At 62.8% G+C, this 25,813-nt stretch carries 18 protein-coding genes; 12 read left to right on the top strand and 6 right to left on the bottom strand.

Annotated features, from left to right (window positions below; translation table 11 throughout):
* The first annotated feature begins 5 nt into the window (after positions 1–5).
* Positions 6–1,652 (top strand): chaperonin GroEL, encoded by a 1,647-nt coding sequence (groL, locus tag EC912_RS06075; RefSeq protein ID WP_132142249.1) that lies wholly within the window; start codon positions 6–8, stop codon positions 1,650–1,652.
* A gap of 755 nt (positions 1,653–2,407) precedes the next feature.
* Here groL and EC912_RS06070 read toward each other — a convergent pair.
* Entirely contained in the window at positions 2,408–3,265 is an 858-nt protein-coding gene (locus tag EC912_RS06070) for a LysR substrate-binding domain-containing protein (protein WP_132142248.1), read from the bottom strand.
* Positions 3,266–3,472: 207 nt separating this feature from the next.
* Here EC912_RS06070 and EC912_RS06065 point away from each other — a divergent pair, with 207 nt between their 5' ends.
* Complete coding sequence (locus EC912_RS06065; protein WP_132142247.1) at positions 3,473–5,443, top strand: CocE/NonD family hydrolase; 1,971 nt, start codon at positions 3,473–3,475, stop codon at positions 5,441–5,443.
* On the opposite strand, the gene EC912_RS06060 is transcribed toward EC912_RS06065, so the two are convergent.
* The 3 genes from EC912_RS06060 to EC912_RS06050 form a co-directional block, all read right to left on the bottom strand.
* Positions 5,437–6,312, bottom strand: a complete 876-nt coding sequence (locus tag EC912_RS06060) for a CPBP family intramembrane glutamic endopeptidase (RefSeq protein WP_165973524.1) — start codon at positions 6,310–6,312, stop codon at positions 5,437–5,439. The genes EC912_RS06065 and EC912_RS06060 overlap by 7 nt on opposite strands.
* Positions 6,313–6,338: 26 nt before the next feature.
* Entirely contained in the window at positions 6,339–7,640 is a 1,302-nt protein-coding gene (locus EC912_RS06055) for an aspartate aminotransferase family protein (protein ID WP_132142245.1), read from the bottom strand.
* Positions 7,641–7,879: 239 nt separating this feature from the next.
* On the bottom strand, positions 7,880–9,742 hold the full coding sequence (locus tag EC912_RS06050; protein WP_132142244.1) for an LTA synthase family protein: 1,863 nt from the start codon (positions 9,740–9,742) through the stop codon (positions 7,880–7,882).
* Between the two features lie 190 nt (positions 9,743–9,932).
* Here EC912_RS06050 and glnE point away from each other — a divergent pair, with 190 nt between their 5' ends.
* The 4 genes from glnE (at position 9,933) to EC912_RS06030 (ending at position 15,750) form a co-directional block, all read left to right on the top strand.
* Positions 9,933–12,809 (top strand): bifunctional [glutamate--ammonia ligase]-adenylyl-L-tyrosine phosphorylase/[glutamate--ammonia-ligase] adenylyltransferase, encoded by a 2,877-nt coding sequence (gene glnE, locus EC912_RS06045; protein ID WP_132142243.1) that lies wholly within the window; start codon positions 9,933–9,935, stop codon positions 12,807–12,809.
* 49 nt (positions 12,810–12,858) lie between these two features.
* Positions 12,859–13,797 carry a nucleoside hydrolase gene (locus EC912_RS06040; RefSeq protein WP_132142242.1) on the top strand — a complete coding sequence of 313 codons (939 nt, stop codon included), beginning with the start codon at positions 12,859–12,861 and terminating at the stop codon, positions 13,795–13,797.
* Between the two features lie 155 nt (positions 13,798–13,952).
* Complete coding sequence (locus EC912_RS06035; RefSeq protein ID WP_132142241.1) at positions 13,953–14,201, top strand: type B 50S ribosomal protein L31; 249 nt, start codon at positions 13,953–13,955, stop codon at positions 14,199–14,201.
* A gap of 253 nt (positions 14,202–14,454) precedes the next feature.
* Positions 14,455–15,750, top strand: coding sequence for a citrate synthase (locus EC912_RS06030; RefSeq protein ID WP_132142240.1), 1,296 nt, complete (start codon positions 14,455–14,457; stop codon positions 15,748–15,750).
* Positions 15,751–15,838: 88 nt separating this feature from the next.
* Here EC912_RS06030 and EC912_RS06025 read toward each other — a convergent pair whose 3' ends face one another.
* The gene (locus EC912_RS06025) at positions 15,839–16,495 is read right to left on the bottom strand and encodes a hypothetical protein (protein WP_132142239.1); all 657 of its coding nucleotides are present in this window, start codon (positions 16,493–16,495) and stop codon (positions 15,839–15,841) included.
* 62 nt (positions 16,496–16,557) lie between these two features.
* On the bottom strand, positions 16,558–19,056 hold the full coding sequence (locus EC912_RS06020) for a penicillin-binding protein 1A (RefSeq protein WP_132142238.1): 2,499 nt from the start codon (positions 19,054–19,056) through the stop codon (positions 16,558–16,560).
* 243 nt (positions 19,057–19,299) lie between these two features.
* Between EC912_RS06020 and EC912_RS06015 the strand changes: the two genes are divergently transcribed.
* The 6 genes from EC912_RS06015 to EC912_RS05990 all read left to right on the top strand — a co-directional run bounded on the left by EC912_RS06015 (position 19,300) and on the right by EC912_RS05990 (position 25,480).
* Positions 19,300–20,358, top strand: coding sequence for a pilus assembly protein PilM (locus tag EC912_RS06015; RefSeq protein ID WP_132142237.1), 1,059 nt, complete (start codon positions 19,300–19,302; stop codon positions 20,356–20,358).
* Positions 20,358–21,146, top strand: a complete 789-nt coding sequence (locus EC912_RS06010) for a PilN domain-containing protein (protein WP_132142236.1) — start codon at positions 20,358–20,360, stop codon at positions 21,144–21,146. Before EC912_RS06015 ends, EC912_RS06010 begins: the two co-directional genes overlap by 1 nt.
* On the top strand, positions 21,143–21,811 hold the full coding sequence (locus EC912_RS06005) for a type 4a pilus biogenesis protein PilO (protein ID WP_132142235.1): 669 nt from the start codon (positions 21,143–21,145) through the stop codon (positions 21,809–21,811). The genes EC912_RS06010 and EC912_RS06005 overlap by 4 nt, the downstream gene beginning before the upstream one ends.
* An 8-nt stretch (positions 21,812–21,819) precedes the next feature.
* Positions 21,820–22,344: a pilus assembly protein PilP gene (locus EC912_RS06000; RefSeq protein WP_132142234.1), complete on the top strand. Its 525-nt coding sequence runs from the start codon at positions 21,820–21,822 to the stop codon at positions 22,342–22,344.
* A gap of 17 nt (positions 22,345–22,361) precedes the next feature.
* Positions 22,362–24,632, top strand: coding sequence for a type IV pilus secretin PilQ (gene pilQ, locus EC912_RS05995; protein WP_428993082.1), 2,271 nt, complete (start codon positions 22,362–22,364; stop codon positions 24,630–24,632).
* 173 nt (positions 24,633–24,805) lie between these two features.
* Positions 24,806–25,480, top strand: a complete 675-nt coding sequence (locus EC912_RS05990) for a hypothetical protein (RefSeq protein ID WP_132142233.1) — start codon at positions 24,806–24,808, stop codon at positions 25,478–25,480.
* Positions 25,481–25,813 lie beyond the last annotated feature (333 nt).

The following is a 25,813-nucleotide window of genomic DNA, read 5'->3' as shown; positions in this document are numbered from 1 at the left end:
GTCCCATGGCAGCTAAAGAAGTCCGCTTCGGCGAAGATGTACGTGCGCGCATGCTCAAGGGTGTGAACACCCTGGCCAACGCGGTCAAGGTCACCCTGGGTCCGAAGGGCCGCAATGTCGTGATCGAGAAGAGCTTCGGCGCTCCGACCGTTACCAAGGACGGCGTCTCCGTCGCCAAGGAAATCGAGCTGGCCGACAAGTACGAGAACATCGGCGCCCAGATCGTGAAGGAAGCCGCCTCGAAGACGTCCGACGTCGCCGGCGACGGCACCACCACCGCGACCGTTCTCGCCCAGGCGTTCATCCAGGAAGGCCTGAAGGCTGTTGCCGCCGGCATCAACCCGATGGACCTCAAGCGCGGTATCGACCAGGCTGTTGCCGCCGCCGTTGGTGGTCTGAAGGCGCTGTCGAACCCGACCGCCGACGACAAGGCCATTGCCCAGGTCGGTACGATCTCGGCCAACTCCGATGCGAACATCGGCGACATCATCGCCACCGCGATGAAGAAGGTCGGCAAGGAAGGCGTGATCACGGTCGAGGAAGGCTCGGGTCTCGAGAACGAGCTCGACGTCGTCGAAGGCATGCAGTTCGATCGTGGCTACCTGTCGCCGTACTTCATCAACAACCAGCAGTCGCAGCAGGTTGAACTGGACGACCCGTTCATCCTCATCCACGACAAGAAGGTCTCGAACGTCCGCGAGCTGCTTCCGGTGCTCGAAGCCGTTGCCAAGGCTGGCAAGCCGCTGCTGATCGTCGCCGAGGAAGTCGAGGGCGAAGCCCTGGCGACCCTCGTCGTCAACACGATCCGCGGCATCGTCAAGGTCGCCGCCGTCAAGGCGCCGGGCTTCGGCGATCGTCGCAAGGCGATCCTGGAAGACATCGCCGTGCTGACCAATGGCACCGTGATCTCCGAGGAAGTCGGCCTGCAGCTCGAGAAGGCGACGATCAACGATCTCGGCCGCGCCAAGCGCGTCGTGATCACCAAGGAAAACACCACGATCATCGACGGTGCGGGTCAAGCCGAGCTGATCCAGGCACGTATCGGCAACATCAAGGCGCAGATCGAAGAGACCTCTTCGGACTATGACCGCGAGAAGCTGCAGGAGCGTGTTGCCAAGCTTGCCGGCGGCGTTGCCGTCATCAAGGTCGGCGCCGCGACGGAAGTCGAGATGAAGGAAAAGAAGGCCCGCGTCGAAGACGCCCTGCACGCCACGCGCGCAGCCGTCGAAGAAGGCGTGGTCCCGGGCGGTGGTGTTGCCCTGATCCGCGCGCTGAAGGCTGTCGAAGGCCTGAAGGGTGCCAACACGGACCAGGACCTGGGTATCGCGATCACGCGTCGTGCACTGGAAGCCCCGCTGCGCGCCATCGTCGCCAACGCCGGCGAAGAGCCGTCGGTCGTCCTGAACAAGGTGAAGGAAGGTACGGGTAACTTCGGTTACAACGCTGCCAACGGCGAGTACGGCGACATGGTTGCGTTCGGTATTCTGGACCCGACCAAGGTCACCCGCTCGGCACTGCAGTTCGCCGCATCGGTTGCCGGCTCGATCATCACGACCGAAGCCGCTGTTACCGAAATGCCGAAGAAGGACGATGGCCACGGCCATGGTGGCCAGGGCGGCGGCATGGGTGGCATGGGCGGTATGGACTTCTAAGAAGTCTCAGTTCGCTGCAATACAGAAGGCCCCGCTTCGGCGGGGCTTTTTTTTTGGGTTCTTCACGCACTAGGGGGGGCTCGGCTTTGCCATCGCTTTCGCGCTCGGACGTTTCGGGGAGAGCCGTCGGCCACCACCCTCGACGCTCCGGCTTCACCGTCGCTCGGGAAGGGAGAGCCGCTGCGCGGCTTGTGTCTGATGGCTGCGCCCCGTCGCGCCCGCGCTGCGGGCGGGGGTTTTTGATTCGGCATCCCTGCCTCAGCAAAAACGGCGGACCGTCCAGGTCCGCCCCCTGCGGGCCTGATCCGCCCGCCGCGCTCGGTTGCGCAAGTCGCGTCGAGGGTGGTGGCCGACGGCTCTGCCGAACGTTGCGGTCACGTGGAGGAAAGCATCGCGTCGACGTATGGACAGAGCTGACCGCATGCCGGTCCTGTCCCATCACGTGCTCGGCTCGCGCTCTCCCCACAGCCAACCGCAGTCGACGGTGCCGTGGCCGGGTTGGCCCTTGGGGCCGCCTTAGCCGAGGGCCGCGATACCCAGTTGGAGCGAAAGCGGGACTACGGCCCGCTCCCGAAGGGACGGCGCCGAAGGCCCCAAGGGCCAACCCGGTCGCGGCCTCACCGACGCACGAGCGTGAGCCGACGAAGCCGCGGATAACACGAGCCAACCAGCGACTGTCCTCAACGAAAGAGCGACGAGCTGCGCGAGATCGTCCCCGCTAATGCGTGAAGAACCTTCTTTACGTATTACCGACATCAAAGCGTCGGCAGAACGGATCGCACGTGTGCTTCGAAGCGACTCAGCAATCTGGAGGGGCTGCGGCTGGCGGTCTGAACGGTGATTCCTACCGATGGAAGTGGGGGCAAGCCGCTCGAAGGAGGCAGCACCTGAAGATCGGGAGGCACACCGGTCAGCGTCATGACCGTTATCGCCTGGCCCGAACGCACGACTGCCGTCAGTCCTGCGACGCTGCCGCTGGCATAGGCAATGCGATAACTGCGTCCCGCGCGATCGAGGCTCGATGTCGCGGCCACGTGGTCGAGGGCGTCCGGATCGGACAGTGCCAGTTGCAAGGGATCGAGATTGAAGGCGTCGCTCCCTTTGCGGCCCACCCACACAAACGGCTCGCAGCGCAGAAATTGGCCGCGTTCCGGGCTGTCTGGCAGTGAAGTGATCGCGATGTCCAGAGACTGGCCTTTCAGGCGCTCGAGAAGTCGCGGCGTGGATGCGCAAACTACTTCGATGAATACCTGGGGATGCAGACGCGCGAAGCTCTGTAACAGGCCGGGCAGAAAAATGCGGGCGTAGTCGTCGGGACAGCCAAAACGCAATTGACCCGACAAAGTCGCGCCCGTGAGTTCGGCCACCGCTTCGTCGTGCATGCGCAGAATCTTGTGCGCGTGAGCGAGCAGTCGCTCTCCGTGGATCGTGAGAGAGACGCCGCGACCGGTTCTGATCATCAGCGGCTGCTCGATCGTCTGCTCCAGTTTCTTTACCTGCTGGCTCAGGGCCGCCTGCGTTCGACCCACCTGCTCCGCGGCGCGACTCATGACGGTCGCGTCGGCGATGGCAACGAAATTTCGCAACAGAGCGATATCGAGTCGAATGCCCATGCCATCACCCTGCGTTATGTCGCGGAGGATGGATATTAGCAATTGTTAAGTCGGTACGCCTCGGTAAAAAGGATGGCTACGCGTACTTCCGATCACGTCGGATAACCGCGTCTTATGAGGCTCATTAGAGTTATTAGTTATCGCTGCCGGAGAGGCGTCGTTAGGATCGCGAGACTTCGATCACTTCGAGAAAGCAGGGGAATACGTATGGGGACGACTCCGGGCAGAGTGGGGCTGCTGTGTTTCCTTGCCGTCGTGGTGGTTGCCACGGCAACCGCTACGTCGGCGCAATCGCCGAAGCAGCAGGGTCAATCGATTGGTGTGAACGATATCCCGAAGAAATTCACGGATGTCGTTCCTGGTGGTCAGGACTTCACCAGGCGCGTCGTGATGATTCCGATGCGCGATGGCGTCAAGTTGAATACGGTCATCATGGTGCCGAAGGGTGCTCACGATGCTCCCATCCTGTTGACCCGGACGCCTTACAACGCGGAAGAGCGTGCGGGGAACTCGCTTAGCGCATCGCTTCTGACGGCGCTTCCGCTTGGGGATGCCGTGTTCGTGGAAGCGGGATACATCCGGGTCTATCAGGACGTACGCGGCAAGTACGGATCGGAAGGCGACTACGTGATGATGCGCCCCGTGCGCGGAGCGCTGAATCCAACCAGGGTCGACCATGTCACCGATGCCTGGGACACCATCGACTGGCTGGTGAAGCACCTGCCGGAATCGAACGGTCGCGTCGGCATGATCGGCTCGTCCTACGAAGGATTCACGGCGGCCATGGCCCTTCTCGATCCGCATCCCGCACTCAAGGCCGTGGTGCCCGAGAGTCCGGTACTCGACGCGTACATGGGGGATGACTGGTTCCACTACGGAGCCTTTCGCAACCTGATGCTCGGCTACGTACACATGCAGACCGTGCAGCAGGGGCCGGGCGTGGTGACTCCGAGCGATGTCTACGACAAGTACGAAGAGTTCCTGCGCGCCGGTTCCACCGGAGACTACGTGCGCAGCCGAGGGCTCGACAAGTTGCCGTTCGTTCCGCGCATGATGGCGCACCCGGCATACGATGCGTTCTGGCAGGGGCAGGATCTCATCCGGTTGCTGGCGGCCCGTCCGTCCTCGGTCCCCACGTTGTGGGAACAAGGCCTGTTCGATCAGGAGGATATGTGGGGTGCGAACCACGCGTGGCTCGCGCTGAAAGCGGCGGGCCACGCGTCCAACAACTGGCTGGTCATGGGGCCGTGGTCGCACAGCCAGGTCAACGGCACCGGCTATGCCGTGGGACCGCTCAAGTCGGAAGGCGACACATCGAAACAGTACAACCGCGACATGGTGCTGCCCTTCCTGAATGAGCACCTGCGTGGCGGGCCGCCGGCGCAACTTGCACGCGTGTCGATCTACAACACGGGCGACAATCATTGGGAGCGTTTTCAGGATTGGCCAGCGGCATGTGAGCACGGTTGCGCGACGGGCCTGAAGCCGCTGTATCTCAACCACGGATTCATCTTGTCCTTTGACGCTCCTTCCGAGTCGCAGGCGAGTGACACCTATGTCAGTGATCCGGCCAAACCTGTTCCTTTCCTGCCACGCCCCGTGCTGGATCCCTTCTTCGCGTTTGGCTCGACCTATGCCGGATACATCCCCTGGAGTACGTGGCTGGTGCACGACCAGCGTTTCGTGGACGGCCGGCCGGATGTGCTGGTGTACGAGACGTCGGTACTGACCTCGCCGGTACGCGTGCGTGGCACTCCCGTGGCGGATGTCCGTGCGATCACTACGGGAACCGACGGCGACTTCGTCGTGAAGATCATCGATGTCTATCCGCCGAATGTACCCAGCGATCCTTCGATGGGTGGCTACGAGATGCCGATCGCGCTGGACATCTTCCGTGGCCGCTACCGCGACAGCTTCGAGCATCCGACGGCGATACCGGCCAACGAGGCACAGCGATATCGATTCGAGTTGCCCAATGTGAACCATGTATTCAAGTCCGGGCACCGGATCATGGTGCAGATCCAGTCGACGCTTTTTCCGCTTTACGACCGTAACCCGCAGACCTTCGTGCCGAACATCTTCGACGCGCAGGCGGCGGACTATCGCCCGGCGAACATCACGATTCTGCGTTCCAGTCTCCAGCCCACCGCGGTCTTGCTGCCGGTCGTGGATCAGTGATGGCGATCAAGGGCCGGTTGCGCGCTGCCGCGCAAGCGCCAGAAGACGATCGCCATCGCTATGCACACCAAGGGCAGCATGAAGCCGAACTCGTCGATGGCATAAGGCGTAATGCGGCCGCTCGGCGCGGTGATCGGCGTCAACCATACCTGGATGAAAAGATTGTGGCTGCCATGCAAAATCGCCGCTGGCCAAACGCTGCCAGAGCGCAGCCGCAACCAGGAAAAAACAAAACTCAGCGCCATCACCATGACCGCGAAACAGGCGATGGCGAACCACACTGGCGTGCCCGAGTTGTAGTCGGCGAACAAAATGATGGGTAAATGCCATGCCGTCCAAATCACGCCGGTAAAAAACGTGCCGCGCGTAAAGCCATAGGCTCGCGTCATTTCAGGCGTGAGAAAACCGCGCCATCCCAACTCTTCTCCCAACCCGGTAGCCACGCCACTGACCATGCCCATCGTTCCGAAAACAAGCAGCGAACCGGCCGCAATCAACCATGGCGGTGCGGACACCCAGCCGAGGGTTTTGCTCATTTGCGAGAGAAAGACGGGACTGCCAAAGTGGCCCATACCGCTCGCCCAGACGATCACATAGGCGATGCCTGCATACGCCACAGGCAATAGATAAGCCATCCAGATATAGCGCCAACGTCCCCATCCCCAGCCGAGTTCCGTTAATGGTTTCCCCATCAGGCGGCACGTCAGAATCGCGGCGATTGCCGGTGCCCACATCATGCCGGTGACATACATCCCGCCGGCACCGGAAACATGACCACACGCGATGATCAACGCATAAAAGATGGCGCTAAGACCGAACGCCAGAAGCAGAAAGATGCCGATTCTCGACTGCGGCTTTTCGATGACCATGGATGTGCTCCTGTGTTTTCTGTGCGTCATGCGACCAGCGCGATCGCACGATCGAGAATGTCCAGCCCGAGATCGATGTCGTCGTCGCTCACGTTTAAAGGTGGCGCGATACGAAAAACGCTTCCCATCCCAGGCAACTGCACGATATTCATGCTCAACCCCATCGACATGCACTGGCGAGTAATTGCTGCACCCAGCACCGGCGCGGGCTGTCTGGTGTGTCTGTCCTGGACGATCTCCACGCCTAATAGAAGGCCGCGTCCACGCACATCGCCAATGCACTCATGGCGATCCTGAAGTGCGCGCAAGCCCAGCTCGAGATGCCTGCCGGATACCTTCGCCCGGTCAACGAGCCTGTCGCGTTCGACAATCTCCAATACCTTGAGGCCGACGGCGGCCGGCAGTGGATCGGAAACGTGCGTCGTGTAGAACAGAAAACCTCGCTCGTAGCAGGCTTCCTCAATGGCGGAGGTGGTGATCACGGCCGACAAGGGAAGTCCGGCCCCAAGCGTCTTTGAAAGTGTGAGGATGTCTGGCACGACACTATCCCGTTCGCAAGCGAACATCAGGCCCGTGCGACCGATGCCCGTTTGTGCTTCGTCGACAATCAATAACATCTGGCGTTCCTCGCACTTTCTTTTGAGGGCAGTCAGATATCCGGGTGGCAAGTCGATCACCCCACCCGAACTCAGGATCGGTTCGGCGATAAATGCGGCAAGGCTTCCATTGGACTGGCGGTCTACGAGCGCAAACGCATAGTCCAACTCCGCCTGCCAATCCCAGGTTCCCTCGTGCACCCATTGGGGCCGATACGCGTGAGGTGCGGGGATGGCGAACGAACCGACCGCTGCTGGACCGTAGCCTTTTCGACCGGCACTGTAAGTCGCGGACGATGCCGCTCCTGTCATGCCGTGCCACGATTCTGCGAACGCTACGATTTCGTATTTCCCCGTGGCGAGCTTCGCCATCTTGATAGCCGCCTCGTTGGCTTCGCCACCGGTGCTGAGCAACATCGTGCGTTCAAGCGCGCCGGGAGTCATTGCCGCCAGGCGACTGGCAAGGTCGACTACGGGTCTCGACAGCATGCCGCTGAAAAGATGATCCAGATGTGCGACATGATGCGCGACAGCATCGACTATCTCGGGATGGCCATGACCGAGAATCGCGCTCATTTGACCCGAGGTGAAATCCAGGATGGCCCGGTTGTCCGCGTCGTAGACGTAGCTGCCTTGCGCGCGCTCGACGATCATCGGCTCGAAATGGCCGCCATAGCGAATAAGATGCTGCCGGGCCAACCTCCAGAAGGGAGCATCTTCATTCTTCGACATGAGCACCTCTGCTGAGAGTTGGCGTGGCCAGAGCAAGGCCTTCGCCACGTGGCGACACGTCGACCATAAACAGAAGATGGCCTCACGGATAACGAATACTGTTTATGGGGAATATAAGGCTTTCAAATAGCTTGCCTCTCTCTGCGCGCCTGCTTCAAAAATGATGGCCGCAATACAAAAAGGCCCCGCTTCGGCGGGGCCTTTTTTTATTGCGATTCGCTGTGTTGCGCGCGTCGAGGTTACTGCCGCGCACCGGCCGCGGCGCGTTCTTCCTCTTCGCCCTTCTGCCGCGCAAGTGTGGCGGCATCCGGCAGCACGTACTGCGCAAGCAGCGGATCGAGGCGGTTCTTGAAACGCAGCAACGCGAGATTGCCCATGGCCTTATCGGTGGTTTTCATCTCGGCGTCTTCGGCCGCCGTGGGTGCATCGGGGGCGTGCGTCAGCGACGCAAGCTGCGGCGCGAGTACCTGTGTCAGCGCGAAGTAGGCATCGTCATGCACGCCGGCGCGTTCCAGTACGAAGCCCGGAAGCATCCATGCGGCAAGATCCTCATGCGCTGGCGCGGGGCCATCGTTATGCGCATCGACGAGAATCCACGGCACCGTCTGCGTCAGCATGCTTTGCCCGTTGCTGAAGCCCGCCTTGGCATAGGTTTCGACCAGTGCCGGCAGATGGTCGCCGTAGAAAACGAGAAGCGTCGGACGTTCGCGCCTGGCCAGCAATTCGGCCAGGCGCCCGAGTTCGGCATCCGCATGACGCATGTGATAGATGTAATTCTGCAACTGAAGCTTCGCGTTGCCATCGATACCGTCGGGAACGGGAATGGCATCGCGTTCGTCGGCGTCGATGTTGACGGTCTTGTCGTACGGGCCGTGGGCTTCCATGCTGATCGCGAAGACGAGGCGCGGCGAACCGGCGTCGGGTAGCTGCGACATGATCTCGTCGGTCATGGCGCTGTCCGCCATGTACTCGCCGTCCTTCCGGGCATCCTTGGGGAAATCAGGTAAAGACACGAAGCGATCGAAGCCCAGCGCCTTGAACGCCGTCGTGCGGTTCCAGAATCCTGCATCGTTGCCGTGTACGGCGACGGTTTCGTAGCCGTGCGAACGCAGTGCGCGCACCATGCCGGGTACCACGGCGTTGTGCATCTGCAGATAGGGGAACTGCATGTTCGCGAAGTAGCGCAGGGACAGTCCCGTCAATACTTCGAATTCAGTGCGAATCGTGCCGCCGCCGAACGTCGGTACGTGTAGCGAGCCTGCGCTGGATGTTTTCGCCAGGCGATGAAGATTGGGTGCGAAGTCCTCGTGCTCGTAACCCCGGATGATCGAGGGGTCGAAGAAGGATTCGCTTTGCACGATCACGATGTCCGGCGTCTGTCGCGCGTTGCCGGCGGCCTGTTCCATATGCGCGCGAAGCTGGGCATCCGTGGTGCCGAGGAATTGCATGGCGGCGTTGGGATCGGGCTTTACTTTCTTTCCGGCGTTCTGCAGGCGGAACTGCATGATGGTCGTCACTACGCCGTTATTGCCGGCATTGGCGGCGGCCGACCAGGGCTCCATGCCCAGGCGGTTGTGGTCGTAAACGTGCGACCACGCGGGTACGCCTGCCAGCAGCGTGCCGATCAGGCCGGTCAGCGCCATGGCGGTCACCAGGCGTCGTCCCTGAGTCCGCCGTGCAAACAGCGGAGTTTCATATCGGGCGAGCAGCACGACGATCGCGATACCGGCCGCAATGATCAGGTAGGGCGCGATCTGGTGCGGCAGATAGCCGCCGAGCAGGGAGGCGCCGCCATTTTTCAGCTGGCCCACCATGCGGAAGTCCGCGGGCAGCAATGGGCTGCCCAGGTTTTTCATCTTGATCGCGCTGACCGCCAGCACGACGCCTTGCACAAAGAATGCGAGGCCGAACGACAGTAGCGCGCGTCGCGTGAGGACGAGGAGGAGCGACGCGAGCAGGAGGCCGGGAAAGGCATTGGCGAACAGGTGCCAGGGACGGTCGCTCCAGCGATCCGCGGCTACGCCGGGATTGCCGTCGAGGATGCCGGTGTACAGCACGAATGCCACGGCGAGCAGCAGAGGTAGCGCGATGCGCTTGCTCATGTCGTTCCAAGCTTTTGAATTATAAGCCATAAGTTCCCAAGCTCGCGGCTGCTTTCCCAAAGGGGTAGGGACTGTAACGCAGCTGACATGAACCGGTTGTCAGGCGACATGCAGATGACAACATCGCGGAAAGCCAGGGGTCGGGCGCGCGCGCCCGGAAGGTCGCCTTCTCCGGCACAATGGCCGCCCCATGAACACGCCTTCAGCCAACCCGCGCGAAAGCGCCGAACTCCGGGCCCTGATCGACAGCCGCTATGCGGATGTGATGGCCGCGTGCCGGGCCGCCCGGGTGCCTTTGCATGACGACGCGGGTGTCGCCGAACGCATTCGCCGCACGTTGCTTGCGAGCGATTTCGCATTCGACGTACTTCGTCGCCAGCCGAAGCTGCTCGCTCCGGACGGGTTGGAGCGACTTCGCTCCGCCGCCGATGCCGGTACCCGCAGTGCGACGCTGACACTTTCGGCCGACGAGGCCGATTGCATGGCAACGTTGCGTCGCTTCCGGCACGCCGAGTCGCTTCGCCTGGTCTTCCGCGACGTGAATGGCCTGGACGATGTCGGCGAAACGCTTTCGTCGACGAGCGCGCTATACGAGACGCTGCTGGAGCTTTCCTTGCGCTGGTCGGAACACGCGATGCTGGAACGCTACGGGCGCGCGCGCGATCCCGCTGGCGTCGAGCAGCGCATGGTCGTACTCGGCTTCGGCAAGCTGGGCGGCAACGAACTGAATTTTTCGTCCGACATCGACCTCGTGCTGGCTTATGCCTCCGGAGGGGAAAGCGATGGCCCGCGCAAGCTCGACAATGCCGAGTACTTCATTCGCGAGGCCCGTCAGCTCGTGCGGCTTCTGGCAGAGACGACGTCGGACGGTATCTGCGCGCGCGTGGATTTGCGCCTGCGTCCCTTCGGCAATGCCGGGCGTCTGGTGTTGCCGTTCGCCGCGATGGAGCAGTACTACCAGCGGGAGGGGCGCGACTGGGAGCGCTATGCCTGGATCAAGGCGCGTCCCGTGGCGGGCGACCGCACCGCGGGTCGCGAATTGCAGGATATGTTGCGACCCTTCGTTTATCGCCGCTATCTCGATTACACGGCCTTCGCCGGTCTGCGTGAGATGAAAGCGCTGATCGATGCCGAGGTGGTCCGCAAGGATCTGGCGGGAAATCTGAAGTTCGGTCCGGGCGGCATCCGCGAGATCGAATTCATCGTCCAGCTTACCCAGATGATCCGGGGCGGTCGCGACCCTGCGTTGCGTGTGCGCGGATTGCTGCCGGCCCTGCAGGTCTGCGAGGCGCGCGGACATATTCCGGCCGCTCGCGCGAAACTGCTGCGCGCGGCTTATCTCTTCCTGCGCAGGCTGGAAAATCGTGTCCAGATGTTGCGCGACGCGCAGACGCACGATATTCCCGAAGACGAACTGTCCCGCGAACGTATCGCGCTGGGTCTCGGTTACGGGTCATGGGACGAACTGGGCGTCGAGCTTGCACGTCATCGCGATGCCGTATCGGAAGAGTTCGCCGCTGTACTGATGCCGCAAGGGGGAAGCGCCACGGGTGCGCCCGCGGCCGATGTCGAGCTGTGGTCTGCCGCGCGCGACGAATCGCTGACCGCGGAAACGATGGAGGCCTCCGGCTTCGTGCCCGGCGACGAAGCGGCCGACGCGCTGCGCAAGTTGCCACGCGCCAGTTCCGTGCGTGCGATGTCGGCACGTTCGGGTGAGCGTCTGGAACGGCTGATGCCGCAGCTGATTGCCGCGGCGCGCGCCAGTGCGGCGCCGACCGGCTCGCTGCTTCGACTGGTTCGTCTGGTCCAGGCTGTTGCGCGACGCTCGTCCTATCTGGCGCTGCTCGACGAGCAGCCCGGAGCGCGCCGGCGTCTGGCCGGCGTTTTCTCCGACAGCGCGTTCCTTGCCGAGCGCGTGATCGCGCAGCCGTTGTTGCTCGACGACGTGCTCGATCCACGAATCGACCAGATTCCTCTCCGGCGCGCGGATATTTCGGCAGAGATCGTACGCGTGCTTGGCGCACTCGACGATCGCGACGCCGAACGCGAGCTGGAACGCATCAACGAATTTCGTTCGAGCATCGCTTTTCGCCTGGGACTGGCCTTCAATGACGGACGCGCCGATGCGGCGACCACGGCGCGCCGGCTCGCGGGCCTTGCAGAAGCGGTCGTGGCGGCGGTCGTGGCACTCGCCACGCGCGAACTGGCCGCACAGCACGGGCGATTGCCCGGTGCCGGTACGGGCTTCGCCGTGCTCGGATACGGCAGTCTCGGTGGGGAGGAACTCGGCTTCGCCTCCGATCTCGATCTCGTCTTCGTTTACGACGGTACGCGCGCATCGGTCATGAGCGACGGTCCGCGCCCGGTGGATGGCAATCGCTGGTATCAGCGCCTTGCCCAGCGCGTCATGCACTGGCTGAGTGCGCCGACCCACGCGGGTCGACTCTACGAGGTGGATACGCGACTGCGCCCCGACGGGTCGAAAGGTCTGCTCGTGGCCAGTCTCGATGCATTCGACGGCTACCAGCGCAGTCGCGCATGGACCTGGGAGCACCAGGCTTTGCTGCGCGCACGGCTCGTCGCCGGCGATGCGAAGCTGGGGACGTCGCTGGCGGCGGTGCGGCGCGATGTGCTTTCGGCCGAGCGCGATCCCGCACGCGTGTACGCCGAGGTCGGCAGCATGCGTGCGCGCTGGCGGCAGGAGCGCGACCGGTCGGATGCGACGCATCTCGACCTCAAACAGGGGCGTGGCGGGCTGCTCGATATCGAATTCGTATTGCAGGGCATGGTTCTGGCGCACGCGTCCCGATACCCGACGTTGCTCGACACGACCGCGAACACGAGCCTCATCGACGCCTTGCGCGACGTCGGCCTGCTGACGATGGAGCAGGCCGATACGCTGCACGTGGCGCACGGCGATCTGCTGCAGGTTGCCCTGGCGTGCACGCTGGACCTGCGGACGCGCGTCGCGGAGCGCAGTCCGGCGCTCGACGCGTTGTGCGCGTCGGTGGAGCGGGTGGTCGGCGAACTGGGGTTCTCGTTTTGGGGCGCGACCGAGGCTGTCTGAACGCGCCGGGCAGCGCTATGCTGTGCGGCCGATCAGATCAGGCCAGGCCATGACCCGACCCTTGTTGCTTATCGACACCGACCCCGGCGTAGACGACGCCCTGGCGATTCTTATGGCGCACGCCCATGCGGACGTCATCGCACTTTCGGTTGCCGCGGGCAACGTGGGTCTGGACCACACGGTGCGCAACGCGCGCAAGCTGGTCGAGCTGCTGGATGTCGATACGCCTGTCTTCGCCGGCTGTCCGTCGCCGCTGGTGCGCGCTCCCGATGAAGACGCCGCCTTCGTGCACGGCGCGGACGGTTTCGGCGATGTCGGATTTCCGGAACCGGCGCCTCGCGCGCAGGCCGAGCACGCCGCGCTGGCGCTTCTGCGTATCTCGCGCGAACGGCAGGGCGAGATTACGCTGGTTGCCCTGGGGCCACTCACGAATCTTGCGCTGGCAGTGCGACTCGACCCTACGCTTCCCCAGCGCATCAAACGTCTGGTGATCATGGGCGGCGCCGTCACCGGGCATGGCAATACCGGGAAGATTCCCGCCGAGTTCAATATCGGTTTCGACCCGGAAGCCGCGCACGTGGTCTTCGAAGCGTTTCCCATGTTCGAACTCGTGGACTGGGAAGCCACCGTGCGGCATGCGTTTCCGGACGACGTGTACCAGGCATGGTCGGCGCAGGGCGATGAGCGTGCGCGGTTCTTCCACGCCATTTTCGGCACGGCGCGCGAATTCAATGCGAAGCACGAGCGCGCGGGGTTCATAGCAGCCGATGCGCTGGCGATGGCCGTCGCGGTCGATCCCTCCATCGTGACCCGCGCCGAAACGCGCCATGTCGCCATCGAACTCGATGGCCGCCTGACCCGCGGTGCGACGGTCGTCGACTGGCACGGTCGGTTGGGTGGGACGCCGAACGCCAGGATCGTGCTCGACGTGGATCACGCCCGCTTTGGCGAGCTGATCGCCGCGGCGTTGGGCGTTCCCGCTGCCTGATTGCTTGTGTCGCCCATTGTCGGGAGCGCGCTTCTGACAATGGGCGACACCAAGGGTTCCGTGGGCGCGGAGCGTGGGGGTAACCCCTTGTATTGCAGAGGTTCGGTGGGCGGGCTACAATGCCGCTCTTTTCACCCCGCTTTCCAGAGTCTGCCATGAAAGAAAACATCCATCCGAAGTACCAGTCCGTGGTCTTCCAGGACCTCTCGTCCGACTTCGCGTTCCTTACGCGTTCGACCATGTCCAGCAAGGACACCGTCAAGTGGGAAGACGGTAACGAATACCCGGTGGTCAAGCTCGATATCACCAGCCATTCGCACCCGTTCTACACGGGTAAGCAGAAGACGCTGGATATCGGCGGCCGCGTCGACAAGTTCCGTCAGCGTTACGCCAAGAAAGCCTGAATCATCCCGAGCGCGCCTGCGGGGTGCGCGCGAGGATAGAAACACGGGGCGAGCCATGCTCGCCCCGTGCTTTTTTGCGCCCCGGATCCGGACATAGATCTAACGGTCGTTTGATTCTTCGGTGTGCGATAATGAGCGGATTCGGTCGCTCCGGCGGCCGTCGCGTCGCCTCTCCCCGGGCGACGTTTCCCTAAAACGTACATTGGTCGGTGCCTATACCCTCGGGCGCCGGCGCAGACTGAAGGAGCTCGCCGTGTCCGACGCCAAAACCGTCAAATTGGTCGATGAATCCAGCAAGACCCAGAGCGAAATGCCGCTCATCAGCGGAACCCTGGGCCCTGCGTGCGTCGACATCGGTACGCTGTACAAGGACACGGGTTACTTTACGTACGACCCGGGCTACGGAAGCACCGCCAGCACCAAGAGCGCCATCACGTATATCGACGGCGACAAGGGCGTCCTGCTGTATCGCGGTTACCCGATCGAGCAGCTCGCCGAGAAGTCGAACTTCCTCGAAACCTCGTACCTGCTGTTGAATGGCGAGCTGCCGAACAAGACGCAGTTCGCGTCGTTCGAGCACGACATCACGCATCACACGATGATGCACGAGAACCTGAAGTTCTTCCTGCGTGGCTTCAACCACGATGCGCACCCGATGGCCATGCTGGCCGGGTCGATCGCGTCGCTGTCCGCGTTCTATCACGACAAGCTCGATGTCGATAATCCGGAAGATCGCAAGCTTGCCGCGATCCGTCTGATCGCGAAGATGCCGACGATCGCCGCTGCCGTGCATCGTCGTTCGGTCGGTTGGCCGGTGCGTTACCCGCGCAACAACCTCGAATACGTCACGCGCTTCCTGCACATGATGTTCGAAGTACCGAGCGAGCCGCTGGAACTGAATCCGGTGGCCGCCAAGGCGCTGGACCTGCTCTTCATCCTGCACGCCGATCACGAGCAGAACGCCTCGACCTCCACGGTTCGACTGGTGGGCTCGACCGGTGCCAATCCGTACGCGTCGATCGCCGCCGGCATCACCGCGCTCTGGGGCCCGGCTCACGGCGGTGCGAACGAAGCCGTGCTGAAGCAGCTCGAGGAGATCGGTTCGCCGGATAACGTCGAGACCGCCGTCAAGCGCGCGAAGGACAAGAACGACAGCTTCCGCCTGATGGGCTTCGGCCACCGCGTGTACAAGAACTTCGACCCGCGCGCCAAGATCATCCGCGAGATGTGCCACAAGGTGCTGAACGAGCTTGGCGTGAAGGATCCGCTGCTCGACGTGGCGCTGAAGCTCGAAGAGGCGGCACTGAAGGACGAGTACTTCGTCGAGCGCAAGCTCTACCCGAACGTCGACTTCTACTCGGGCCTGATCTACAAGGCACTGGGTATCCCGACCGAGATGTTCACGGTGATGTTCGCCATTGCCCGCACGTCCGGCTGGATCGCTCACTGGATCGAGCAGCACGAAACCCCGGGATCGCGCATCGGCCGTCCGCGTCAGATCTACACGGGTGCGGATGTCCGCGATTACGTGGGCGCCGACAAGCGCTAAGGCGTTCGGCAAGTAAAAAACGCCCCGCAATGCGGGGCGTTTTTTTATGCGCCTTGCTCGGCCTGTTTCGCGTTCGTGGCGGGTCTTTTCATTGCGCGTTGTCGAAGGCTTGCATGTCTTCCTCCTCCAGCAACGTCTGCACCATCGACACCGATGCCCTGCGCATCGGACGTTCGTCCACACGGTCGAGCGGCGCCTGACGCATGGCGTCGAGAGGCAATACAGTGATGTCGAAAGGAATGCCGTCCGCGCCGAAGAGCAGTACGGGATGTTCGGTCTGCTCCTTGTTCGACCAGCGCAGGCGGCGCGACTGGGTTTCCAGTGGAATGCCCTGCTCGCGAAGGAAGAGCGTGACGGCTTCGGGATCGTCGCTGAATACGTGCAGGCAGACGGCCGAGTGTTCGTCCGCCGTGCCTTCGAGGACCGCACCGACCAGCCGGGCATCGAAGCCCCGGAGGAAGCGCATCGCTTCTATGGCCGCTTCGCGCCGCTCGCGCAGGGCTTGCGGCTGGCTATCGGCCTGAAACAGGCGTTGATGTTCCCGCAGCGCGTCTTCGATCTCGTTGTTGCGAGGCAGAGCCTGCGTATCGAGTATGCCGAGCCGCTCGGCGGCCTTGAGTTTCGCGTGGTGGAAATCGCGGATGCCGTGCTCGCTCATGAGGCGGGCAGCCTCCTGGGCGACGCGGACGCGGTTGCGCAGTGTTCTGTCCTGCGCGTGGATACGATGATGTTCGCCTCTTGCCATGGCTCACCCCCGTGCTGGTGTTTTTGGCGTGTCACGAACGGCGCCCGTCCGGGCGCCTCGCGTCAGAAGATATCGTAGGCGTGTTGCTGCTGGTCCTCTTCCTGTTTTTGTGTGGCCTGCTGGCGAAGGCGGTCGACATCTTCCACCTTCATGATCTCCGGCATGCCGCCCGCTGAGGGCAGGCCGGAACCCGGATCGATCTGTACGGTACTGATGCCTGGTGGCATCGAAAGCGTGTGCGAGGGGCGATCCTTGAGGACGCTGCCCATATAGTCCATCCAGATCGGCAGGGCGGCTTTCGCGCCGAACTCGCCCTTGCCCAGCGACGTGAAGTCGTCGAAGCCGACCCATACGGCAACGGAGACGTCGCTGTTGAAGCCGACGAACCATGCATCGCGATGATCGTTCGTCGAGCCCGTCTTGCCGGCGAGATCGTCGCGACCGAGTTCTCTTGCGGCCGAGCCGGTGCCCCGCTTGATGACATCCTGCATCAGCGACGTCACCAGGTAGTCGTTGCGGACATCGATGACGTGCGGCGCCAGGCGCGGAGCCCGTGTGGCATCGCCATGCGCGTCGGCGGGCAGTACGGCATCGCCCGTTTCGCTGCCGCCGGTGCTGCTGGCAGCAGCCGGACGCGCGGCGACGGCCGGCGCATTGACCGGCGGCGGGCCGGGTTGGGTCGGGCTGAGCAGTCGCTCCTGACAGTCGGCGCAGGCACGCTCCGGGTTGGCGAGGTAGACGGGCTTGCCGTCGCGATCGTCGATCTCGGAAATGAAGTACGGGGTGACGAGATAGCCGCCGTTGGCGAACACCGCGTAGCCGCGCGCCATGCTCATGGGCGACACGGATGCCGTGCCCAACGCCAGCGAAAGGTTTTGCGGCAGGGCGTCGGGCGTGAAGCCGAAGCGTTGCAGGTAGTCGCGGGCGTAGCGCAGGCCCATGGCATCGAGCAGGCGCACGGACACCAGGTTCTTCGACTTCACCAGTGCTTCGCGCAGGCGCATCGGACCGTCGAATTTGTTGTCGTCGTTCGCGGGAGCCCACTGGCCGTCCGGGCGCGACGGATCGGGGAAGACGACCGGCGCATCGTTGACGATGGATGCAGGCGTGAAGCCGCGATCGAACGCCGCCGAGTAAAGGAACGGCTTGAAGCTGGAGCCTGGCTGGCGAGCCGCCATGACCGCACGGTTGAACTTGCTGCGTACGAAACTGAAGCCGCCGACCAGCGCGCGCACCGCGCCGTCTTCGGGGTCCAGTGCGACCAGCGCGGCCTGCACGGCCGGTATCTGGGTCAGCTCCCACTCGCCCTTTTCGCCACGGGAGAGTCGAATGACGTCGCCGCGCTTGAGTACCGAGTCGACGCCCTTCGGCGCAGCGCCGGCGCGACCCTCGTTGACGTAGGGGCGGGCCCAGGCGACGGTATCGAAATCGAGCGTGACGGATTCGCGCGCCGACAGGTACACCCTGGCCTCCTTCGCGCCGGTTTCGACGATGATGCCGGGCATCATGCCTGCGATGCTCGTGTAGCCGGCGAGAACGCGATCGAAGTCTTCGGGACCGGCCTGCGCCGGCAGTTCCTCGTGTCCTTCGGGACCGCGATAGCCGTGCCGGCGGTCATAGGACGCGAGGCGGGTGCGCAGCGCTTCGTTGGCGGCCTGCTGGCTGTCGCTGGGCACGGTCGTCTTCACGACATAGCCTTCGGTCAGCGCATCGTTGCCCAGTTTCTCCAGTACTTGCTGACGAGCCATCTCGGCGAGATAGGGCGCATCCACTTCGATCTGCTGCTCGTGCGGATAGGCGTCGTTGGGTTCCTTGACGGCCTCGTCGTACTCGGCCTGGGTAATGAACCGGTTCGACAGCATCTGGCCCAGTACCCAGTCGCGGCGGGCGAGCATGCGCTTCGGGTTATTGAGCGGATTGACCACCGAGGGCAGCTGGAACGTCGACGCCAGCGTGGCGCTTTCGGCCACGGTGAGCTGGTCGAGCGTCTTGCCGTAGTAATACGAAGCGGCGGCGGCAAGGCCGTACGAGCGATGGCCGAGGAACATCTTGTTGATATAGAGCTCGAGGATCTGGTCCTTCGTCAGCTCGTTTTCCATCCGGAGCGCGATGAACATCTCCGTCAGCTTGCGCGAGTAGAGCTTCTCGGGGCTCAGGAAGAAGTTCCGCGCCACCTGCTGGGTGATGGTCGAGCCGCCGGGCCCCTTGTCGCCGCCGGACAGGATGACGTGGATCCCCGCGCGGGCGATGCCGTGCCAGTCCACGCCGGGATGGCTATAGAAATCGGCATCCTCGGCCGACAGGACGGCATTCTTGAGCCGCTGCGGCACGTCGGCGATGCGCACGGGAATGCGCCGGGTTTCGCCGAAGGAGGCGATAAGCCGGCCATCGGAGCTCAGAACCCTGAGCGGAACCTGCATGTGATAGTCGCGTAAAACCGCCACGGAAGGCAGGCGGGGGGCGATCAGCCAGTAGGCGACACCGACGGCGCCAACCGCCAGAAGCACGCCCACGAGGGCGAGAATCAGCGCATAGCGCAGTAAACGCTTGAGAATTCGCATGGATGCGGGATCGGATCTTCGACCGTAAAGGGATCGTCCAGAGTATAGATGCAACGCCGGTTTGGGGACGCCGGGGGGACTTTCGGTCAAACCTGAAGGGGATTATGTAAGCCAGTGACTAAACTTGTGATTCAGTTCCCGAAGAGGGGTCTGATCGGCCGTTGCTAATCCATTAAGGATTCGTTCTAATGCCTTCGCGCCGAAGACATTACATTCCGACAAGGCGCGGGGAAGGGGGACAACGTGGGGCTCTTTACACCCAAGACGGCGCCGTTAATCGGCGTCGACATAAGTTCGACTGCCGTAAAGTTGCTGCAGCTCAGTCAGACAGGCGGGCGCTATCGCGTCGAACACTACGCCGTTGAACCGCTGCCGCCCAATGCTGTAGTCGAAAAGAACATCGTAGAGGTCGAGGCGGTCGGCGAAGCTATTCGCCGCGCCCTGGCCCGGTCCGGGTCAAAGCTGAAGCACGCGGCTGCCGCCGTGGCGGGTTCGGCGGTTATCACCCGGGTCATTCCCATGTCGGCCGATCTGTCCGAGGATGACCTCGAAGGACAGATCCTGGTCGAAGCGAACCAGTACATTCCCTACCCAATCGAGGAAGTTAGTCTCGATTTCGAGGTGATGGGCCCCGTTCGCGACAATCCCGAAATGAACAACATCCTTCTCGCCGCCTCGCGGACCGAGAACGTGGACATGCGCATCGCGGCTCTCGACCTCGGCGGCCTGTCCGCCCGGGTGGTCGACGTCGAAGCGTTTGCCATGGAAAACGCCTTCGGCATGGTGGCCGACCAGCTCTCGGTATCCCGGGATGCGCTGGTTGCCGTCGTGGACATCGGCGCGACCATGACGACGCTGGCGGTGCTGAAGAACCAGCGCACGATCTATTCGCGCGAGCAGGTTTTCGGCGGCAAGCAGCTCACCGACGAAATCATGCGCCGCTACGGTCTGTCCTACGAGGAAGCCGGCCGGGCCAAGCGCAAGGGCGGTCTTCCGGAATCCTACGAGATCGAAGCGCTGGAGCCGTTCAAGGAATCGCTTGTACAGCAGGTCAGTCGCCTTCTGCAGTTCTTCTTCGCGGGCAGCGAGTACAGCCGCGTCGATCAGGTCGTCCTGGCCGGTGGCTGCGCTTCCATCGAAGGCATCAGCGAAGTACTCGAACAGCAGCTCGGCATTCCCTGCATCGTCGCCAACCCGCTCGCACGCATGTCGCTGTCGAACCGGGTGCAGGCGGAGTCCCTCGCACAAGATGCCCCCGCACTGATGATCGCGGTAGGTCTTGCCATGAGGAGTTTCGACTGATGGCACGGATCAATCTACTTCCCTGGCGAGCCGAGCGGCGCAAGCTGCGAGAGCGCGAGTTTTACATCCAGCTGGGCATTGCTTTTGCCGCCGCGGTCTTCGTGCTGCTGGCGTGGTCGTTCTGGATGGATGCCCGTATCAGCAATCAGGGCGAGCGCAATACGTATCTGCAGGACGAGATCAAGCAGCTCGATAGCCGCATCGCGAAGATCAAGGATCTGGAGAAGGTCCGGTCGAGCCTGCTCCAGCGCAAACAGATTATCGAACAGCTGCAGGCCAACCGTTCGCAGATGGTCCATCTGTTCGACGAAATGGTGAAGACCGTCCCGGGCAGCGCCCGCCTGACCGGCATGAAGCAGTCCGGCGATGCGCTTTCGCTGGACGGTGTTTCCCAGTCGAACACCAGCGTGGCCGACTACATGCGCAACATCGAAGCCAGCCCGTGGATGGGGCATGTCGATCTGCGCAAGACCGAAAACACGCACGACGCATCGCGTATGCCGTACACGTTCGGCCTGGATGTCCGCCTGAGCAAGCCAGGTACCGACGCCTCCGATCCGAACGCCGCCGGTGGCGCACCGCTGGTTCCGGCAAGCGCCGCTTCGACGGCTCCGGCCGCCGTGCCCGCCGCTATCGCAGGTCCGGTGGCAGGGATGGTCAAGCCCACGGCACCGGTCGCCGCGCCGCCAGCCGCGGGTGCCGCTTCGGCAGCTCCCGCTACGCCCACCATCGCACCGGTCGCCGCACCGCGTCCGACTCCCGCCGCCACGGTAGGAGCCAAGCCATGAAATTCCTAGACGATCTGCGCAATCTCGATCGGCATAACGTCGGCGCCTGGCCGAAGTCGATCAAGCTGTTCTTCACGGGCCTGGTGTTCGTGGTCGTAACCCTGGCGGGCTGGTACTTTTACATCAGCAATCAGCAGGACGATCTGACCTCGGCGGAAAGCAAAGAAGAGCAACTCAAGCGCGAGTTCTCCGACAAGCAGGCCAAGGCGGCGAACCTCGAAGCCCTGGAGCAGCAGCTGGCCGAAATGCAGGACATGCTGCGGACGCTGTTGCGTCAGTTGCCCAGCAAGACGGAAATGCCCGAGCTGCTCGTCGACGTTTCGCAGACGGCCCTTGCGGCCGGCATCGAGACCGAGCTGTTCCAGCCCGGTCCCGAGACGCCCAAGGACTTCTACGCCGAGAAGCCGATCACGCTGCGCATGGTGGGTACCTATCACCAGTTCGGCGCGTTCATCAGCGGTGTGGCCTCATTGCCGCGTGTCGTCATCCTGACGTTGCACGATGTGTCGTTGACCCCGAAGACGGCAGCGTCCAAGGGCGGCGATCCGGTACCGGGCGGCATGCTGGTTCTGCAGGGGACGGTCAAGACTTACCGTTACCTCGAGGACGACGAAAGTACCGACGTCAACAAGTCGGCGCCGGCGACCCAGGGAGGGCAGAAGTGATGAAGCGCATGCACGCTACACACCGTCAGTTCCTGCTCGTGGCCTTCAGTGCGCTGGCGTTGGCCGGTTGCACCCGGGGCCAGTCGGACCTGCGCGACTGGGTCGCGCAGGAAAAACACAAGAAAGGCGCGCCGATTCCGCCGCTGCCCGTGATCCGTACCTTCGAAACGTTCGCCTATCAGGACCAGAACCAGCGCGATCCGTTCAGTCCCAGCAGCGCCGAGATGCAGCAGGCGCAGGGGAATGGTTCGGGCCCCCGGCCGGACGAAAATCGCGCCAAGCAGCCGCTTGAGATGTTCTCGCTCGACAGCCTGAAGATGGTGGGCACGGTAGGTGCCGGTCCGTCGATGGAAGCACTGATCAAAGATCCGGGCGGGGTGATCCACCGCGTCCATCGCAACGAATACTTGGGGCAGAGCTATGGCCGTATCACCGGTGTCGCCGAAGATCGCATCGATCTCGTCGAGCTGGTGCCCAACGGCACCGGCGGCTGGATGGAAAGGCAGGCAAGCATTGCGGTCGGTGAAAAATGAACTCGGGGATGACGCACATGACCATCAATAAGAATCATCTGCCGGGTAGCGCGCGTTTCACTATGCGCCGCTGGTTCCTCGGCGTGGCCCTTACCTGTTCGGCGATCTTCGCCGGCGCGGCGACCGCCGCGACGGCACTGCAGAATGTCACCTACGACGTCCAGCCCGGCGGCCGTGTGGAGCTGAAGCTCGCTTTCGCAGGTCCGGCACCGCAGCCGAACGTCTTCACGACCAGCAACCCGCCTCGCATCGCCGTCGACCTGGCCGATACGACGAACGCTTTCGCCACGCGACATATCGACATCGGCAAGGGTTCGACATCCGGCATTTCGGTCATCGCCGCGGGCGGCAAGACCCGTGTCGTGGTGGAACTGTTCCGCGAGTCCGCCTATAAGACGCGGGTCGACGGCAACAACCTCTACGTCACCGTGAACAACGGACCGACGGGCGCCACGACGACCACGGCGGTTGTCTCCGATCCGACCAAGGCACTGCCTTCGTCGGGCGGCACGCCGATTTCCAACATCGACTTCCGCCGCGGTCCGAACGGCGAAGGCCGCGTTCTGGTCACGCTCGGCAGCACCACGGCCAGCCCGGAAATGCATCGCGAAGGCGATCACGTCATCGTCAGCCTCGGCGGTGCCAGCATTCCGTCGAAACTTGCCCAGCGCCTCGACGTGCTCGACTTCGCCACACCGGTGCAGTCGATCGACACGAAGGCCGCGCCGGGCGGCGGTCGCATGGACATCCGTACCAAGGGCGAGGTCGAAGTGTCGGCCTACCAGAGCGGTGGCGAATACGTCGTCGAAGTGGCCCCGAAGAAGGCCGCGCCGGTCAACCCCAAGCTGGTCAAGGGGCAGGACCCGACGTATAGCGGCAACCGCGTCACATTCAATTTCCAGGACATTCCGGTCCGCTCGGCGCTGCAGCTCATCGCCGATATCTCCGGCCTGAACCTGGTTGCGTCCGACAGCGTCGGCGGCAGCGTCACGCTGCGTCTCGTCAATGTTCCCTGGGATCAGGCGCTGGACGTCGTCCTGCGCGCCAAGGGCCTGGACAAGCGCCGCAGCGGCAACGTGATCTGGATCGCGCCGCAGGCCGAACTGGCCAGCTACGAGCAGAGCCTGGCCGATGCCCGCGAGAAAGCGGAGAACTCGGCGGAACTGATTTCCGACTACATCCCGATCAGCTACGGCAAGGCGGCGGACATCGCCAAGCTGCTGACCCAGGGCAGCATGCAGTCCACGGGCGGTGGCGCTGCGGGCACCGGTAGCCGCGGTTTCCTCTCGGCGCGCGGCAGCGTTTCCTTCGACGACCGCACCAATACGTTGCTCGTCAACGACACGCCGGACAAGATCCGGGACCTGCGCGAACTGATCGGTACCCTCGATCGTCCGGTGCAGCAGGTGCTGATCGAATCGCGCATCGTGGTCGCCACGGATACCTTTACCCGTGCGTTGGGCGTTCGCTGGGGCGTGCAGGCGTCCAATACGAATCCGAGCGGCCAGGTCATCGGTACGACGCCGGATCTCAGCAGCGGTACGGGCGGTACCGGTACCGCTGGTCTTGTGACGGGTGTTCACAACAGCCAAGTCAAGTATGGTCAGGACTACGCGGACTACGTGAAGAACGGCGGCACGGGTGCCGCCCCGCGCCCCGGTTCGGTCGAACTGCCGGGCGGCTACAACGTCAACCTGCCGGTCGCGAATCCGGCAGGCAGCCTGGGTCTTGCGATTCTCGGCTCCAACTACCTCGTCGACCTCGAGTTGTCGGCGGCGCAGACGGAAGGCCGTGGCGAAGTTATCTCCAGCCCGCGCGTCATCACCGCGAACCAACAGGAAGCGGTCATCAAGCAGGGTCAGCAGATCGGTTACGTGACCTATCAGGCAAGCTCCAGCGGCGGCGGTGCGCAGAACGCGACGGTCCAGTTCAAGGACGCCGTGCTCGAGCTGCGCGTCACCCCGACCATCACGGCCGATAGCCGCGTCTATCTGAAGATCAACGTGAAGAAGGATGCGCTGGCGGCCCTGGTGCCGAGCCCGGGCGGCGGTTCGGTGCCGCAGATCGACACGCGCGAAATCAACACGTCGGTGCTCGTCGACAATGGTCAGACCGTGGTCCTTGGCGGTATCTACGAGATCACTAAGTCCAATACGAATACCAAGGTGCCGGGTCTTGGCGATATTCCTGGTCTGGGCGTACTGTTCCGCCGCACCGAACGTAGCAACAACAAGGCTGAGCTTTTGATCTTCGTGACACCGCGCATTCTGAGCGAGACGCTTCAATAAACGGGCACGATCCCGAAAAAGCCCGCGATTATCGCGGGCTTTTTTTGTGCTCACGGATTTGTCAATTGCAATGATCGTGACGGGTTACACAGCATCTGCTGTTTGTGGGAGATACGGTTGAGCGGCTGCATTCATCGGCAGCCTGTGTAAATCACCGTAAAGGAGTACGTGCGATGCTGTTTTCGAGACTAACGATGGTGCCTGGATTTTGCGCTGCCATCGTTTTGGCCGTGGTTTCGAGCCCCAGTGTTCGGGCCGAACAATCCGGAAGCGCTTCCGTCCAGGCGACTGCACTGGTCATATGCAGCACCCAGGCATTGCCCGCTGGCTATGTCGTCACAAATTCCGACGTCAACGCGGCCTGTCCGGGAGCCAATGTTTTCCGGTGGAATATCCAGCCTGCGAGTAACAATATGTCGGCTTGTTTCGGTTCGGGTTATCCCGCTCCTTATGTCATCACTGCCATAACGAATAGTTCGACCTGCGCTGGTTTTCAAGGCGGAATGGTTCTGAGCCTGCCGACCAACGGCATCGCGGTCTGTGCCCCAGGAGTGATCTGGAATCCATGGGTCATAACATCTGTCGCACTGACGACGCTTCAATGTAACGGCTACGGCATCATTACCATCGCCCAGGCCTCGGAAGGGCTCTCGATCTGCAGTAATTCGCCTATTCCCACTGGCTGGTACGCGACAGGCGGTTCATCGTCGATCCAGTGTCAGCCCTATCTGGTTCAGACCCTTCATCGGAGCGCTCGCCTCACAGGGGGGGGATTGAGCGATGCACCCGGCTACATCCGCTCGGGCGACAATGCGATATTTACACCCACCGGTGGGGGTAATCCGTAATACCGTCGCGACTTACTCGCGACGTCACGTTAAAGGGCGGCGGCGAGCCGCCCTTTTTTTGTTGCGAAGAATGCCGCGAGCGCTCTCTGGCGAAGCGCGTATGCGCGCGATGGGCGCTCGCGATAGGGTCGAAGGCAGCTCCGACGGCAAGGTATTCGCAGCATTACGAAACAGCCATGTTTCGATGCACCGGAAGGTTTTCGCCACTCGGCCCGTTGTGACCTCTGGCTATACGGCTCCGTTGGCTTTTCGCCCTCGGAGAGGAGGTGAACGCGCCGGCGCGCTCCTACAAAACGCCGCTCCGGTCTAAACTTCTGGGGTACCTTGTGGTCT

The sequence above is a fragment of the Luteibacter rhizovicinus genome, from assembly GCF_004342265.1.
In the GTDB taxonomy this organism is placed as follows: Bacteria; Pseudomonadota; Gammaproteobacteria; order Xanthomonadales; family Rhodanobacteraceae; genus Luteibacter; species Luteibacter rhizovicinus_B.
The sequence above is the reverse complement of the archived record's forward strand: the minus strand, read 5'-3'. Positions and strand labels throughout refer to the sequence as shown.